This is a genomic window from Streptomyces sp. YIM 130001, from assembly GCF_003574445.1.
Lineage (GTDB): Bacteria > Actinomycetota > Actinomycetes > Streptomycetales > Streptomycetaceae > Streptomyces.
This window is the reverse complement of record NZ_KZ984550.1, coordinates 48475-64400: the sequence shown is the minus strand read 5'-3', so window position 1 is coordinate 64400 and position 15926 is coordinate 48475. Positions and strand designations below refer to the sequence as shown.

Annotated in this window: 12 protein-coding genes; 1 reads left to right on the top strand and 11 read right to left on the bottom strand. The window is 70.8% G+C overall.

Annotated features, from left to right (window positions below; translation table 11 throughout):
* Positions 1-79 precede the first annotated feature (79 nt).
* The 11 genes from DSC45_RS05895 to DSC45_RS05840 form a co-directional block, all read right to left on the bottom strand.
* On the bottom strand, positions 80-2659 hold the full coding sequence (locus tag DSC45_RS05895) for a serine/threonine-protein kinase (protein WP_205571254.1): 2580 nt from the start codon (positions 2657-2659) through the stop codon (positions 80-82).
* Positions 2656-4002: a coiled-coil domain-containing protein gene (locus DSC45_RS05890; RefSeq protein WP_119287817.1), complete on the bottom strand. Its 1347-nt coding sequence runs from the start codon at positions 4000-4002 to the stop codon at positions 2656-2658. Before DSC45_RS05890 ends, DSC45_RS05895 begins: the two co-directional genes overlap by 4 nt.
* 114 nt (positions 4003-4116) lie before the next feature.
* Positions 4117-5106 carry a glutamate ABC transporter substrate-binding protein gene (locus DSC45_RS05885; protein WP_119287815.1) on the bottom strand — a complete coding sequence of 330 codons (990 nt, stop codon included), beginning with the start codon at positions 5104-5106 and terminating at the stop codon, positions 4117-4119.
* A gap of 11 nt (positions 5107-5117) precedes the next feature.
* Complete coding sequence (locus DSC45_RS05880; protein ID WP_162929143.1) at positions 5118-6566, bottom strand: hypothetical protein; 1449 nt, start codon at positions 6564-6566, stop codon at positions 5118-5120.
* Positions 6567-6836: 270 nt separating this feature from the next.
* Positions 6837-7904, bottom strand: a complete 1068-nt coding sequence (locus tag DSC45_RS05870) for an N-acetylglucosamine kinase (protein ID WP_240434488.1) — start codon at positions 7902-7904, stop codon at positions 6837-6839.
* Positions 7895-9160, bottom strand: coding sequence for a 6-phospho-beta-glucosidase (locus tag DSC45_RS05865; protein ID WP_119287812.1), 1266 nt, complete (start codon positions 9158-9160; stop codon positions 7895-7897). Before DSC45_RS05865 ends, DSC45_RS05870 begins: the two co-directional genes overlap by 10 nt.
* 5 nt (positions 9161-9165) lie before the next feature.
* Positions 9166-10092 carry a carbohydrate ABC transporter permease gene (locus DSC45_RS05860; protein ID WP_240434487.1) on the bottom strand — a complete coding sequence of 309 codons (927 nt, stop codon included), beginning with the start codon at positions 10090-10092 and terminating at the stop codon, positions 9166-9168.
* Positions 10093-10095: 3 nt separating this feature from the next.
* Positions 10096-11097, bottom strand: coding sequence for a carbohydrate ABC transporter permease (locus DSC45_RS05855; RefSeq protein ID WP_119287811.1), 1002 nt, complete (start codon positions 11095-11097; stop codon positions 10096-10098).
* Position 11098: 1 nt separating this feature from the next.
* The gene (locus tag DSC45_RS05850; protein ID WP_119287810.1) at positions 11099-12445 is read right to left on the bottom strand and encodes an ABC transporter substrate-binding protein; all 1347 of its coding nucleotides are present in this window, start codon (positions 12443-12445) and stop codon (positions 11099-11101) included.
* Positions 12446-12565: 120 nt separating this feature from the next.
* A complete protein-coding gene (locus DSC45_RS05845) occupies positions 12566-13768 on the bottom strand; it encodes an ROK family transcriptional regulator (RefSeq protein WP_119287808.1) in 1203 nt (400 codons plus the stop codon).
* 218 nt (positions 13769-13986) lie between these two features.
* Positions 13987-15039, bottom strand: a complete 1053-nt coding sequence (locus tag DSC45_RS05840) for a mechanosensitive ion channel family protein (protein ID WP_240434518.1) — start codon at positions 15037-15039, stop codon at positions 13987-13989.
* A gap of 322 nt (positions 15040-15361) precedes the next feature.
* Between DSC45_RS05840 and DSC45_RS05835 the strand changes: the two genes are divergently transcribed.
* Positions 15362-15898 carry an HNH endonuclease gene (locus DSC45_RS05835; RefSeq protein ID WP_119287804.1) on the top strand — a complete coding sequence of 179 codons (537 nt, stop codon included), beginning with the start codon at positions 15362-15364 and terminating at the stop codon, positions 15896-15898.
* Positions 15899-15926 lie beyond the last annotated feature (28 nt).

Below are 15926 nucleotides of genomic sequence, written 5' to 3'. Positions count from 1 at the left end.
GCGTGCAGGGCACGACTCGCTCGTCGGTCCAGGTGGACCGGGTGGACCGCCGGCCGGGACTCGGGCCCGGCCGGTCGGCTCAGACCCATGTCCGTGGTCGGAATCGGTTGGCCCGTTCCACCAGTTCGATCCTCTCGTCACCGCGCTGCGCGAGCCTCGCCAGGGTCCGGTACGAGCGTTCCAGACCGAAGCGGAGTCCGCGCTCGTCCAGCGGGCTGCCCAGGAGCACAGTGTGCCCGGCGCCCTGGGACGGTGCGGAACCGCGGCTACCGGAGAGTATCCAGTCCAGTGCCGTTCCGAGTACCTCGGTCGACAGTTGCTCCTGGCGGACCGCGTCGAGACCGAACTGGTGCAACGCCTCGACCTGCCCCGCGGCCGCGGTCAGATCGTCGAGCAGCGGCTCGTGCACGGCCTGTTCGCGCAGTCTCGCGCGCACCGCCGCGACCCGGGCCGCGGTGTAGTGGATGGAGGCCTCCGGCACCGACTCGAGCGTACGGACCGCCGAGCGCCGGTCGCCCGCGGCGAGCTGCACCCGGGCCAGACCGAAAGCGGTGCTCACATAGCTCGGGTCCGTCGTCCACACCAGTCGGTAGTACTCCGCCGCGTTGTCCAGCTGGCCGAGGACCTCCGCGCAGACACCGAGGGCCAGCTTCGGCGCCGCGTCACCGGGAAAGGCGTCGTAGACCGCGTCGAAGGACAGCGCGGAGGTCTCGAAGTCGCCCGTGGTCAGGGCCACCACGCCGCGGTACCAGACCACCCGCCAGTCGTCCGGATGGCCGGTCTCCAGCGTGGTGAGCAGACGCGTCGCCGCGCTGACGTCCTCCATCTCCAGCCGGGCCCGCAGCTCCCGCAGGCGGATCTCGAGGGACGGCGCCGGCGCCGACTGCAGGGCACTGATCAACTCGGCGGGCGCGGACGCCATCAGGCCCGCGAGGAAGCCCGCGTTCGGGTCGCCCGGGTCGACGCGCGGGACCGGCAGGGCGAGGGCCGCACCGGGCGCGTCGAGCCGGCGCACCAGACCGGCGCCCTCGGGAGCGGGTACCCCGCCGGACGGCACGACGGCCGCGGTGTCGGGGGCGGCGGTCGGCGGGGCGGGCAGCGCGCCCGGCGCCGCACCGGTCGGCAGCGGCACGGCACCCGGACCCGGGTCTGCCTGCTGTCCACGCCGCCCGGCGGGCACCTTCCGTACGCCGAGCCGGGACACCTCACCGGTCGTCTCGGCGAACAACTCCGTGTCCGTGACCCTCAGTTCGGGCCCGAACAGGGTGGAGAGCGCCGGCCGCGGCCGGCCCGTCTGCAGCGCGACCACCTCGCGCAGAACGCCCGTGAGCTGGTCCGCCATCTCCTGCGCGGAGGAGAAGCGGCGCGCCGGGTCCGGGTCGGTGGCCCGCACCAGAAGCCGGTAGAAGGACTCGTACTTCCGGAACACCTCGATGTTGTCCGGATCCGGCAGGGAGTCCACGAAGACGTTCGTGTACCCCTGGAAGTCGAAGGTCAGGACCGCGAGCGTGCGCGCCACGGTGTACAGGTCCGAGGCGAGCGACGGGCCCACCTCGGCCACCTCGGGCGCCTGGTAGCCGACCGTGCCGTAGATCGCCGACTCGTCGTCGTCCATGCGGCGCACCGCGCCCATGTCGATGAGCTTGAGCTGGTCGTGCTGCTGGATCGCGTTGTCGACCTTGAAGTCGCAGTACAGCAGGTTGCGGCTGTGCAGGTGGCCGAGGGCCTCGAGCGCCTCGATGCCGTACGCGCAGGCCTGCTCGACCGGGAGCGGGTCGCGCTTGCCGTCGGGTGAACGCCGCTCGTTGGCGATCTCCTTGAGGGACTTGCCGCCGACGTACTCCATGACGATGTAGCCGTCCAGGGAGCCGGTGCGCTGGTCGAGATGTTCGACGAAGTTGTAGATGCGCACGATGTTGGAGTGCTCGATCTCGGCGAGGAAGCGCCGCTCCGAGATCGCCGCCGCCATCGCGTCCTGGTCGCCGGTGTCGAGCAGGCCCTTGAGGACCACCCAGCGGTCCGAGACCGCGCGGTCCACGGCCAGATAGACCCAGCCGAGACCGCCGTGCGCCAGACAGCCCGTGACCTCGTACTGGCCGTGCACCACATCGCCCGGACTCAGCTTCGGCACGAAGGAGTACGGGTGGCCGCACTTGGTGCAGAACCCCTCGGTGCGGCCGGGCTGCTCGCCGCGCGCACGCCCCACCGGCGCACCGCAGTCGGAACGCGAGCAGAACCGCTTGCGCTCGGGTACCTCCGGGTTCTCCTGCACCATCGTGCCCGGGTCGGGGCGCGGCACCTGGGGCACGCTGACCAGACCCGCGCCGAGCCGGTCCCGGCCGGAGGCGGCCGTGGACGATCCGGTGGAGCGCACCGACACCGACGGCCGTGACGACAGACTCCCCGACATCGACCGGGAGAGCCTGCCGGACACCGAACGGCGCGAGGACGACGACCGTGAGGAACGCGAGGAGCGTTCACTCGCGCGCGAGGAACTGCTGGAGTCACCGCCGCCGGCGGTGATCCCGGTCGGTGGCGACGACACCATGCCGCTCGGCGAGACGACCGGAGCCAGACCGCAGGTGTCGCAGTACATCTCCCCGCCGCCCACGTCCTCGTAGGTGCCCTCGCATTTGGGGCGCTGGCATTGCGTACTCAAGATTCCCCCCTACGGTCGGTCGGCCCGCCCTGGTTCGGCACCCGGGGGGCCAGCACTTCGGCGGTCGCGTGCTGGTAGCGCAGCACCGCCTGTTCGGCCACGCGCAGATCGCACGGGGCGCTCCACAGCATCCGGCGGGCCGCGTCGTACCGCTCGATGAGCAGCGGATCCTCCGCCGCACCGTGCCGCGCCACCTTCGCCTTGTACGCGTCCAGGCGGCCGCGCAGCTCGGCACGGACCGCCAGCGGGGCGGTGACCGCGGTCAACGACTCGCGTGCCCGGTGCAGTTCGTCCTCCGCGCGCTGTTCGAGGGACTCCAGCAGCGGCGAGAGCCGGTGCCACTGTGCGGTCCTGCGGTACTCGGCGGCCGTCGCCAGCTGCTCCTGCAGAGCCGTCGGCGGTCCGCTGACCGCCGGCACCTCGGAGGCGGCGATCTTCGCGAGCACCTCGCCGCGCGCCGAACGGGCCTCCGCAAGGGTGCGGTCGGCCCGCGACAGCAGGTCGCGCAGCCGGCCGAGGCGCAGCTCCGCGTCCTGCCGCACCGTCAGCACGGCGTCGATCTCACGCCGCACCTCTTCCAGGTCCTGCGCCGCCCGGTCGTACCTCTCGGTGTCGGGGCGCCCGCCGCCGGGGGCCGAACTCCCGGTCGCCGTACGCCAGAACGCCAGTGGGTCGGACACCACCTGCGAGCGCAGCGTGGTCAGCTCGGCCGTGATCCGCTCCAGGTCGTCACCGGCCGGATGCTCGCCGGGACGCACGCCCACGGAGGCCGCGAGCTGCCGGGTGCGGCCCAGTTCGGCCGCGAGCAGGTCTATCCGGGCCGGCAGCGCCGACCAGACCGCGTCGGCCGCCACCACCATGTCGAGCGAACTCGCGTACAGCTCGTTCATCCGGTCGACCAGCTCGGTCAGCGAGTACTGCTCGGAGAGCTTGGCCGGACCGGTGATCGAACCCGGTGCGCCCGCCTGCGCGGGACTGCCTGCCACCGTCACGCAGCGTCCCTGCAGCCGCTCGGTCAGCTCACTCAGATCGTCGCGGCTCGGCCAGCGCCTGCGCGCGCGCAGCTCGCGGGCCGACGCCAACGCCGCGGTGTAGGCGTCGAAGTAGGACCAGAGCCGGGAGACCGCCTGATCGGTGACCGCCCAGCGGTCCCGGGTGGTGCCGGTCAGTTCGGCGCCCTCCAGAAGCCTGCGGCCCGCGTGGTCCTGGAGCGCGAGCAGGGACGTCTCGACGGCCTCGTGCTCCGCGTCCAGGCGCGCCAGCGCACGGTCCACCTCGTCCCGGTCCATGACGGGGCCCTCGGGACTGCCCGCCGAGCCGGGGAAGGATCCCGCGACGCCCATCGATCACCTCTCGCTGTGCCGGACCGGGCCTGCTGCCGGGCCGTACGTGGCTGTTCTGTCCTCGCTGGTGTCCGTGCTCCGCCCCTTGTGCCTCGACGGCTCCCGGCGGCCGGGTCAGTCCTGGTACTTGGGTGCCGGGGGCCCGTCCACGTTCTTCAGGTCGTCGGCGAGCCACTTCTCGTAGGACTTGTCCCAGTCGCTCTTGCGGAAGTCCTCCAGGATCTGGTTCACCCGGCGTACCAAATCCGGGGCCTTCTTGTTCATCGCCACGCCGTAGTACTCCTTGGTGAACGGCTCTCCCGCGAGCGACACCGTCGGGTCCTGCGCGGCCTGGCCCGCGGCGAGCGCACTGTCGGTCACCACCGCGTCCACGTCGCCGAGCTGGAGCCTTACCAGGCAGTCGAGTTGGTTCGGCACCGTGGTGGCTATATCGGCACCGTACGCCTCCTTCTCGAGCTCCGAGAGGGCCGTGGAACCCGCCGCCGTGCAGAGCTTCTTGCCGGCCAGCGACTCGTCATGCCCGGTGATCTTCGAGTCCTCGGGGACCAGCAGCTGCTGGCCGGTCTCGAAGTACGCCGTGGAGAAGGCGACTTCCTTCAGGCGGTCGCAGTTGATCGTCATGGTGCGGACCACCATGTCGACCTGGCCGGACTGGATCGCGGGCACCCGCTGATTGGTCGGTACGGCGCGGAAGATGACGTCGTCCGGGTCTCCCAGGATGTCCTCGGCGATGGCGCGCACCAGGTCGATGTCGAAGCCCTCCAGCTTGCCCGTGGCGGGGTTGCGGTATCCCCAGCGGTAGCTGTTCTGGTCGACGCCGACGATCAGCTTGTTCGGCTTGTCGGTGCGGGTCTTGATGTCCTTGATCGTGGGGCCGTCGGCGCCCGACGCCGGCAGGCTGCGCTCCGGCTCCTCGCACTCCTCGGCCCGCGCCTGCTCCGCCCGCGCGCTCCCGGACGAACTGCCCGCGGGGACACCCGAGTCGCCGCCCCCCAGCGGCAGCAGCGCGATCAGGGCAGTGAGCGCGCAGGCCACCGCCATCGCCGCCACACCGCCCCAGCCGCGCAGCCTCCCGAGCCTTCGGGTCGTCCCGGTCCTGGTCATGTCGCCCCCTGTCACCGGTACTCCGAAAGCCTGCGTCCGATACCCAGCACCGCACCCGCCGCGCCGAGCACCGCGAGGACCGCGGCGCCCACGGGCAGTCCGGTCATCGCGCCCCTGCCGCTCTCGGCGGCGTCCTTGAAGTCGCTCTGCTCGTGGGCGAGTGCCTTCTCCAGTGCCTTGTCCGCCTTGTCGAAGGAGTCGCCCGTCGGGTTGTCGTCGCCGATCACCCGGGCGAGGGCCGCGTCGTAGTTGCCCTGGGTGTCCGCGTCACGCGCCGACTTGTGGCGCTTCTGCCACTCCGCGACGGCGTCGGCCGCCTGGCCCACGTGCAGCATGCCCGCCGAATCGTCGGCCAACTGCCGGGCGCTGCCGAGGAATCCGGAGCGCTCGCCGCCCGTGCCGAGCTGCGACATCTGCTTCTGGTAGTCCACGTCGTAGGCGTCCTTGCCCTCGTTCGGACCGTCCGGGACGGTGACCGCGCCGCGGGCGACCAGGGTCAGGTTCTCGTTGCTCCTGGCCTGCAGGGTGCTCACCCGGGCGTCGTTGAGGACGTTGAGCGAGCGGACGCCGTTGTCATAGCTGTCGTTCAGGTTCGACCAGGCGATCGTGTGGCCGACCGACAGCCACAGGAGCGCCACCGTGCCGGCCGCGGTGGCGGTGACCAGGCCGCGGTTGAACACCCGGTTCGTACGGCGGTAGTTGCGGCGCTGGGCCCAGCCGAGTGCGCCGAGCGCGACCACGCCGAGGCCGATGGCCGCCCACGGGTAGGACCTGGCGTCCGCGTAGTCCGCGTCGAGCTGCTTCTTCTCCGCGTCGTAGAGCTTCTTGGCCGCGGGGAGCATCTGCTTCTGCATCAGGTCGTTGGCGTCGCGCAGGTAGGCGCCGCCGAGGGGGAGGCCCTGGCGGTTGTAAGTCCTGGCGGTCTCGATGCGCTCCGCGTACTCCGGGAGGAGCTTTCCCAGCTGTGTGAGCTGGTCGGTGGTCGTCTGCGAACCCTTGCTGTTCGACGCTGCCGTGGCCAGCTTCTCCGCGGCCATGTCGAGGTCGTCCTGGTAGCGCTTGCGGACGTCGGCCGGCTCCTGGCCGCCTGCGAGGAAGCCGCTCGCCGCGGCCGTGTTGGCGTCCGCGAGCGAGCGGTAGATCGATGCCGCGTCCGCGCTCAGCGGCTGACTGCGGTTCAGTACGTCGTCCGCCGCGGCCGAGCGCCCGGACATCTGCCACGACGCCAGAGCGCCGAAGACGACGACGAGCACGGCGAGTACGGCACCGATGATGCGCAGCCTGCCCGGTTCCGTCGTCGCGGCGGCGCGCAGCCGGTCCGTGGACTCGTTCCAGGCGCTGCGGCGTTCGGGCAGGACGGGCGCCGGCGGTGGTGTCGGCGGCGCCGACGCCTGCGGCGGCACGGCGGGCACCGTGGGCGCGCCCGGTGGCGCCGTGCTGCCGTTCGGCGGGTGTGTCACTCGACCTCCCCCTCGGTCTGCTGACGGTCCTGCCCGTCCCCTGCGCGGTGGGGAAGGACGGCCCGGCCGCCAAGTATGGCGGCAGGGACCGACATCGACACCAGCGTTTGCGCGATCTTGTTCGGATCGATGCCTCTCCACAGCTCCCGGTACCTGCCTGTGGTACCTGCCTTCCAATACGAAATCCGGATCAGTTCGGTTCCCGCCGAAGCCCCCGCGACACCGCAGGCTGCACCCGGCCCGCGCGGTGCCCCCGCCGGAAGTCCGCCGCTACTCGCCGCTGCTCGCCGCTGTCGGGACGCCGGCGCCCCCGTCCCGTCCGTAATGCGCCCGCACGCGCGCGTGGGCTGCGGCGGGCGCTCCGATCCGGTCGAGTCCGAACAGTGCCGCGCCGAGCACCGGCCGAGCCGTGATCACATGGGCCACCGCCTTCGGCGCCCGGACCGCGAGGAGTTCACGGATACGCGAGTCCAAGTCCCGGTGCCCGGCGGCCAGTACTGACCCGCCGAGCAGGACCGGCACCGGTGCGGCGAGCAGTCCGAGACGGTCGAGCGCGACCGTGGACAGCGCCACCACCTCGTCGGCGAGCCGGTCGATCAGGGACCGGGCCACCGCGTCCCCGCCCGCGGCCGTCTCGAACAGCACGGGCGCCAGCTCGTGCCGCCGGGCCGGCGCGATCCGGCCCCGGTGCAGCGCCTCGATCAGCGCGTACATCGACGGCAGTCCGAAATGCCCGGGCAGGGTGCGGGCGAGCGCGGTCGGCTCGCCCCTGCCGTCCTCCGCGCGGGCGGCGAACCACAGCGCCTCCTCGGCCAGGCCCCCGCCTCCGCCCCAGTCCCCGGAGATACGGCCGACCGCCGGGAACCGCGCGGTCCGCCCGTCCGGGGTCAGCCCGACACAGTTGATCCCGGCACCGCAGACCACGGCCACGCCGAGCGGTTCGTCGACTCCCGCCCGCAGGATCGCGAAGGTGTCGTTGCGCACCTCGACGTCCGCACCGAGCGCACGCTCCTCGACAGCGCGCGCCAACTCGTCCTCCTCGACCGGGAGATCGGCGTTGGCCAGGCACGCCGACACCACCGCCACCGCCGGTCGCCCGCCGCCGTGCGCGGCGGCAGCGTCGTCGAGGGCGCGCCCGGCCGTCGTGGCCAGCGCGTCGACCGCCGCGTCCACGCCCACCGCCGGCGGCTGGAACCCGCCGCCGCGCGCCGAACCGAGCACGGTGCCGTCCGCTGCGACCACGGCCACATCGGTCTTGCTGTTGCCCGCGTCGACGGCGAGTACGGCGCCCACGGCGTCCGGTCCCGCCCCTGCGGGCCCGGTGGTGATCAGGCCCACGGAAGGTGCTCCCGGTTGTGCGCGAGGAGGCGGTCGGTGAGCCCGTCGGCGAGCTCGTACTGGCCGACCAGCGGATGGGCGAGCAGCGCCTTGTACACCCGGTCGCGGCCGCCGCGCAGCGCTGCGTCGAGGGCGAGTTCCTCGTACGCCGTCACATGCGAGACCAGGCCGCCGAAGAGCGGGTCGAGCCGCGCCACGGGCAGCGGAGCCGCTCCTGCGTGGCCGACCGTCGCCTGCACCTCGATGACCGCCTCGTCCGGCAGGAACGGCAGCGTGCCGCGGTTCAGGGTGTTGACCACCTGGTACGGGCTGCCGCCGGAGCCGACCAGGGAGGCCGTGAGGTCCACTGCGGCCTCCGAGTAGAAGGCGCCGCCCCGCTTGGCGAGCAACTCCGGCTTCTCGTCCAGCGCCGGATCCGCGTACATCCGGAGCAACTGCCGTTCCATCTCCGCCACTTCCGCGGCCCGCGACGGCTTGCTGCCGAGTTCACGGACCACCTCGTCGTGGGCGTAGAAGTAGCGCAGGTAGTAGGACGGCACCACGCCGAGCCGGTCGAGGACCGGGCGCGGCAGTCGCAGATTCTCCGCGATGGCGTCGCCGTGCTCGGCGAGCAGCTTCGGCAGTACGTCGGCGCCGTGCGGGCCGCCGAGCCGTACGCCGGTCTCCCAGGTCAGGTGATTGAGGCCCACATGGTCGAGGAAGACCTCGGACGGGTCCACGCCGAGGTGCCCGGCGAACCGGCGCTGGAATCCGATCGCCACATTGCACAGTCCGACCGCCTTGTGCCCGGCCTCGATCAGCGCACGGGTCACGATGCCCACCGGGTTGGTGAAGTCGATGATCCAGGCGTCCGGATTGGCGCGGCGCACCCGTTCGGCGATGTCCAGGACGACCGGCACCGTACGCAGCGCCTTGGCGAGACCGCCCGCGCCGGTGGTCTCCTGGCCGACGCAGCCGCATTCCAGCGGCCAGGTCTCGTCCTCGTTGCGCGCGGCCTGCCCGCCGACACGCAACTGCAGCAGCACCGCGTCCGCGTCCGCGACGCCCGCGTCCACGTCGGAGGTGGTGGTGACGGTCGCCGGATGTCCCTGTTTGGCGAAGATCCGCCGGGCGAGCGGGCCCACCAGGTCGAGCCGGTCGGCGGCCGGATCCACCAGGACCAGTTCCTCGACGGGCAGTGTCCGCCGCAACCGTGCGAACCCGTCGATGAGTTCGGGGGTGTAGGTGGAACCGCCGCCCACCACTGCGAGCTTCATCGTGTCTAGCCCTTCACTCCGGTCAGCGTGACGCCTTCGACGAAGGCCTTCTGTGCGAAGAAGAACAGGATGATCACAGGGGCCATCACGAGGACCGTGGCCGCCATGGTCAGATTCCAGTCCGTCTGGTGTGCTCCCTTGAACGATTCGAGACCGTAACTCAGCGTCCAGGCACCCGGGTTCTCCGAGGCGTAGATCTGCGGTCCGAAGTAGTCGTTCCAGCAGTAGAAGAAGTGGAACAGGGCGGTTGCCGCGACCGCCGGTTTCGCCATCGGCAGCACCACCCGCAGCAGGGTGGTGAATTCGCCGCAGCCGTCGATCCGCGCCGCCTCGGTGTACTCGCGGGGGATCGTCAGCAGGAACTGGCGCAGCAGGAAGATGGAGAAGGCGTTGCCGAAGGCGAAGGGGATGATCAACGGCCACAGGGTGCCGGCCAGATCCAGCTGCTTCGCCCAGAACAGATACATCGGGACGATGATCACCTGCGGTGGCAGCATCATCGCCGCGATGACCACCATCATCATCAGATTCCGCCCGCGGAAGCGGAACTTGGCCAGGGCGTACGCCACGGGCAGGCTGGAGCCGACTGCGAGGACGGTGCCGAGGCCCGCGTAGAGCAGCGTGTTGCGCCACCAGGTCAGGAAGCCCGGGGTGTTCCACACCTCGGCGAAGTTGCCCCATTCCCAGGTGTGCGGCCACAGTTCGCGGGTCAGTGCCTGGTCGTCGCTCATCACCGCGGTGAGCAGGACGAAGACGAAGGGCAGCACGAAGAACAGGGACGCGGCGATCGCGAGGGAGTGCACGGCCACCCAGTGCAGGGCCGCCCGGCGCCGCGCCGCTCTCCGCTCGACGTCGTCGTGTCGCCTGCTCCCGCGGTCGCGCTCGCCGGCGTGGCCGGCCCGGGGCGGGTTCAGTCCGGTGTCGGTCGTCATCGCTCAGTCCTCCGCCGACATGAAGCCGCTGCGCCTGCGCATCAAGAACGTGGTGAACACCATGGCCAGGGCGAAGAGCACCAGGGCCACCACACAGGCGGCGCCGGTGTCGAAGCGCTGGAAGCCGAGGTTGTAGATCACCTGCGGCACGGTGAGTGTGCTCTTGTCCGGGTAGCCCGGCTCGAAGTGCTGTCCCGAGCCGCCGATCACCCCGCTCGCGACCTTCGCCGCGACCAGCGGTTCCGTGTAGTACTGCATGGTGGCGATCACGCCGGTGATCACCGCGAACAGCACGATCGGCGAGATGTTCGGCAGCGTCACGTAGCGGAACCGGTGCCAGGTGTTGGCGCCGTCCAGGTCCGCGGCCTCGTACTGCTCCTTGGGTACGTCGAGCAGCGAGGCCATGAAGATCACCATCAGGTCGCCGATGCCCCACAGCGCCAGGATGGTCAGCGACGGCTTGGCCCAGGCCGCGTCGTTGAACCACTGCGGACCGCTGATCCCCAGGGTGTCCAGGACGGTGTTCACCGGCCCGGTACCGGGATTGAGCAGGAACACGAACGCCATCGTGGCGGCCACCGGCGGTGCCAGATACGGCAGATAGAACAGCGTGCGGAAGATCCCGGCGCCGGTCTTGATCCTGGTGACGAGCAGCCCGATACCGAGCCCGAAGACCACCCGGAGCGTCACCATCACCGCGATCAGCCACAGCATGTTGGCGAGCGCGGGCCAGAAGAACGGGTTGTCCCGGAAGACGTAACTCCAGTTCTTCAGGCCGACGTACACGGGTGCGCCGAACCCGTCGTACTTCATGAAGGAGAAGTAGACGGTCGCGATCAGCGGGTACGCGAAGAAGACGCTGAAGCCGATCAGCCAGGGGGACAGGAAACCGAGGGTGCGCAGGGTCTGCCGCCGTTGCTTGGCGCGCAGAGCGGGATCGCGGCGTCCGGCGCGCACAGCCGGACCGCGGCGCCCGGACTCCGGGACGGTGCGGGTCGGGGTCATCTCACTGCGCCTGCTCGTTGTCCTTGTCGACCTGCGCGTCGTTCTTCCGCAACATCGCGTCCAGGTCCTTCTCCTTGCCCTTCTCGTAGGCGACGGCGTGATCCTGCAGGGTCAGCAGGAAGGCGCCGCCGTTGACCGAGGACGGGGCGTGCGAGCTCTTCGGGTGCCGGGCGATGTCGACGAACGTGCGGTACAGCGGATCGTCGTTCAGCTTCGGCGACTCGAGAGCCTTCACCGTCGACGGGACGTTGTGGATCGCGTTGGCGAACGACACGACCGCGTCGGTGTCCGTGGACAGGTACTTGACCAGTTCCCAGGCCGCGTTCTGTTTCTCGCTGGTGCGGGCGATGCCCAGGACGGTGCCGGAGAGATAACCCTTGCCGTACTCGTCCGCCCGGTCGTCCGGGACGGGCAGCGGCGCGGCGCCTATCTCGAAGTCGAGACCGGCGTCGGTGGCCATCTTGCCGCGCCACTCGCCGTCGAGCTGCATGGCCACCTGGCCGGTGTGGAAGGGGTGCTTGGCGCCCCACTCGTCACCGAACGTGGTGCGGTAGCGGTTCAGCTTCCGGTAGCCGCCGAGGTCGTTCACCAGGTTCTTCTGCCAGGTGAACATCTCCTTGACGGCGGGATCGTCGGCAGTGTCGGACTTGCCGTCCTTGTCGACGTAACCGATCCCGAACTGGCCGCCGTAGTGCTCGACGGTCGTCTCATAGCCCAGGTAGTTGGGCATGAAGCCGAGCTGCTCGTAGCCGTCGCCCTTGGTCTTCGTCAGCTTCTTGGCGACCTCGTCGAACTCGGAGAGCGTCTTCGGCGGGGCCTTGATGCCGGCCTTCCGAAACGCGTCCTTGTTGTAGTAGAGGCCGTAGGCGTCGCCGAGCAGCGGAACGGTGCACCGCTTGCCGTCGTGCTCGGTGTACTTGGCCATCTGCGGCAGGAACGTCTCTGACGGGTCGATGCCGGACTTGTCGAGGAACGGCTTCAGGTCGGCGAGCGCGCCCGAGGTGCAGAACCGGCCGACGTTGTCCGTGGTGAAGGACGACACCACATCGGGCGCGTTCGAACCACCCGCGCGCAGCCCCTGGTTGATCTTGTCGTCGGTGATGCCCTTCACCAACTTGACGGTGATATGGGGATGTTGCTTCTCGAACTCGGTGATGTTCGCCTTGATGGCCGCGACCTCGCCGGGGGCGCTCCAGCCGTGCCAGAACGTCAGGGTCGTCTTCGCGTTCGGATCGTCGCCCGCGCCGTCGTCCGGCGATCCGGTGCAGGCGGAGGCGAGCAGGGCGAGGGTGGCGACGGAGGCGGCTGCGGTCAGCCGCCTCCTCGCGGAGGTTCCCGTTCTGCGCATGGCGGTGTCTCCCTCGACGGGTGGGAAGGGCAGGGGGCGGTAGGGACAGGTGCGCGGTGAGGCGGTGCGGTGCCGTTTCGAGGGCGGTGCGGTGCCGGACGGCTGCCCGGCCCGCGATGGTCAGCGGGAGGTGTCGAACACCTCGTCGCGGGTGTCCGCGAGCGCGCTCTCCAACGCGCCGCGCAGCACGGGACGGTGCGGTACGTCGCCGAGTACGAGCCGCGGCCGGGGTGCGGCAAGCTCCGCCAACTCGGCCTGGATGGCGGCCCGCAGAGGCTCCCCACCGGCCGCGGTCACCGCACCGGACAGCACGATCAGCTCCGGATCGAGGACGGCCGCGACCGAGGCGAGACCCGTCGCGAGACGCCGTCCGGTCTGCACGATCAGCTCCGCGAGGAGCGGGTCGTCGTCCTCGTCGGCGGCGGCCCTGGCGAGCAGTGTCGCGGCAGCGCGCGCGTAGGGCTCGTCCGGGGTGTCGAGACCGAGCGAGCGGGCGATCCGGGGGACCGCCTGCGCGCCCGCCAGCTCCTGGTACCCGCCGCTGCCCGCGCGCGCGACGCCGCGGACCAGCGGGGTTCCGGGCACCGGCAGGAAGCCGAGTTCGCCGGCGCCGCCGGTCCAGCCGCGGTGCAGTCGGCCGCCGATGACGAGGGCGGCGCCGATGCCCTCCTGGTTCCACAGCAGGACGAAGTTCTCGTGGTCCTGTGCCGCGCCGAGGCGCTGCTCCGCGATGGCCGCGAGATTGACGTCGTTCTCGTACTCGACGGGCATCGGGAGCGCGGCGGCCAGCTCGTCGAGCAGTGCGGCCGAGTGCCAGCCGGGCAGGTGGCTGGCGTAGCGCAGGCGGCCGGTGTTCGGGTCGAAGGCGCCCGGGGTGCCGATCACCACACGGTGCACGTCGGAGCGGGTGAGCCCGGCGGCCTTCACCGCGCCGTCCAGGGCGGTGAGCACCTGGCGCACCGCGCCGTCGCCGCCGCGTCCGGTGTGCAGCTCGAACTCGCCCGCTGTGGCGCCGGTGACATCGGCCACCGCGGCGAGGATCCGGTCCGGCGTGACGTCGAGCGCGGCCACATGCGCGGCGCCCGAGTTCACCGCGTACAGCTGGGCGTTGGGGCCCGGCCTGCCCTCGCTGGTGCCGGTCTGCACGACCAGGCCGGCTGCCTCCAGGCGCGAGAGCAGCTGCGAGGCGGTGGGCTTCGACAGGCCGGTGAGCTTGCCGATCCGGGTGCGGCTGAGCGGTCCGTGGGTGAGCAGCAGATCGAGCGCCGCACGGTCGTTCATGGCGCGGAGCACCTTCGGTGTCCCCGGTGTCGCACCCGACATGAGAGCCCCCTTACGCCGCCGTACCCGACCGACCGTTTCCCGTGCTGCCGCAGTGGGCGGCCGCACCAGGGACATCCTTGCCGATGCCACTGTTAGGAAGGTTTCCTGTTCGATGCGAGGAAGGTAGCAGCGGCGCCCGGGCGCACGTCAATACACCGCACCCCCGCGGCAACCAAGTCGTTACCTGCGGGGGTGCGGTGTGGAGCGGGCCAGTGCGGCTACTTCTTCAGGGTCGGCGGCGGGATCGGGGACGCCGCCATCGACTGGGGCGACACCGCGGATGCGTACGCCGAAGGAGCGGACACGGCGGCCGACGGGTCGGCGGCGGCCTCCTCGGCGTCCAGGGCCGGACCGCCGACGATGCGGATGCCCTCCGCGTCGAACGCCTGCTTGACGCGCCAGCGCAGTTCGCGCTCCACACCGACCGACTTGTTCGGCATGGTCTTCGCGGACATGCTCACGACCATCTGTTCCAGGTTCACCGAGTCCAGGCCGAGCACCTCGACCGGGCCCCAGAGGACCTCGTTCCACGGGTCGTCCTTGGCCAGCGCCTCGCCGACCTCCTCGAGCGTCGTGCGGACCTTGTCCAGGTCCTCTTCCGGACGCACCGTCACATCCACGTGGGCGGTGGCCCAGCCCTGGCTGAGGTTGCCGATCCGCTTGACCTCGCCGTTGCGCACGTACCAGATCGCGCCGTTCTCACCGCGCAGCTTGGTCACCCGCAGACCGACCTCGATGACCTCGCCCGAGGCGACGCCCGCGTCGATGCTGTCGCCCACCCCGTACTGGTCCTCCAGGATCATGAAGACGCCGGAGAGAAAGTCCGTCACCAGATTGCGCGCACCGAAACCGAGCGCGACACCCGCTACACCGGCGCTGGCGAGCAGCGGCGCCAGATTTATCTCGAAGATCCCAAGGACCATCAGGGCGGCGGTACCGAGAATGAGGAACGACGCCACCGAGCGGAGCACCGAACCGATGGCCTCCGAGCGCTGGCGGCGCCGCTCGGCGTTGACCAGCAGTCCGCCCAGCGCGGTGCCGTCCACCGCCTGGGCGCCGCGGTTCATACGCTCGATCAGCTTCGTGATGGTCTTGCGGATCACATGCCTGAGGATCGCGGCGATCACCACGATCAGCAGGACCTTCAGACCGATGCCGAGCCAGGTCGCCCAGTTCTGCTCGATCCAGCCGGCGGCGTTCGTCGCCTTCTCGTGAGCGTCGTCGAGAGTCACGGGCTCGTCGGCTGCGACGACCCTCGACGCGACGGACAAGAACACGGCAGATACCTCCTGATGGGGATCCGCCCGGGCACAGGGAAGACCGGGCAGACTCACCACACTAACGGGGCATTGTGTGTGGATCGTTGTCATGTTCCAAGGAGAGACGGCGCTCACGTGTGGGCAGAACGTGAGTGTGTCGGACGGCACACGGGCCACGGAATCCCGTGTCGGCGCGGCCGCGGGGCACGTCTCCGCGGCAAACTCCCTCACCCCGTTACCCGCACATGGTGGCGCCGCGACCAGGCCTGAGGGGAGACTGAGTGCAGATCGTCCCGGCGCGAGCCACGCGCCGCCGGCGTACAAGGAGGCATCCGTGCCGCATGTCCTGGTCCTCAACGCGTCGTACGAGCCGCTCGGCGTCGTACCGCTCCGCCGCGCGCTCGTCCTCGTCCTGGAGAACAAGGCTCAGTGCCTCGAGGAATCCGGCGCTTTCATGCACAGCGCGACCTGCACCATCCCCGCACCCAGCGTGGTCCGGCTCAAGCGCTTCGTGCGGGTCCCGTACCGGGGGCCCGTTCCGCTGACCCGGCGGGCCCTGTTCGCGAGGGACGGAGGCCGGTGCATGTACTGCGGTGGCGTCGCAACCAGCGTCGACCACGTCATCCCCAAGAGCCGGGGCGGCCCGCACGCCTGGGAGAACGTGGTGGCGTCCTGCCGCCGCTGCAACCACGTGAAGGCCGACCGCCACCTGCTTGAACTGGGCTGGCGGCTGCGCCACAAACCGGCACCGCCGAGCGGACTCGCCTGGCGCATCATCGGCACGGGGCACCGGGATCCGCGCTGGCTGCCGTACCTGCAGCCGTACGGCGCCGACGACGCCATGGCCCGGATCGACGGCATCTCCGCCTGAGAGACCGGGCTTTTGTCAGCCCTCGCCC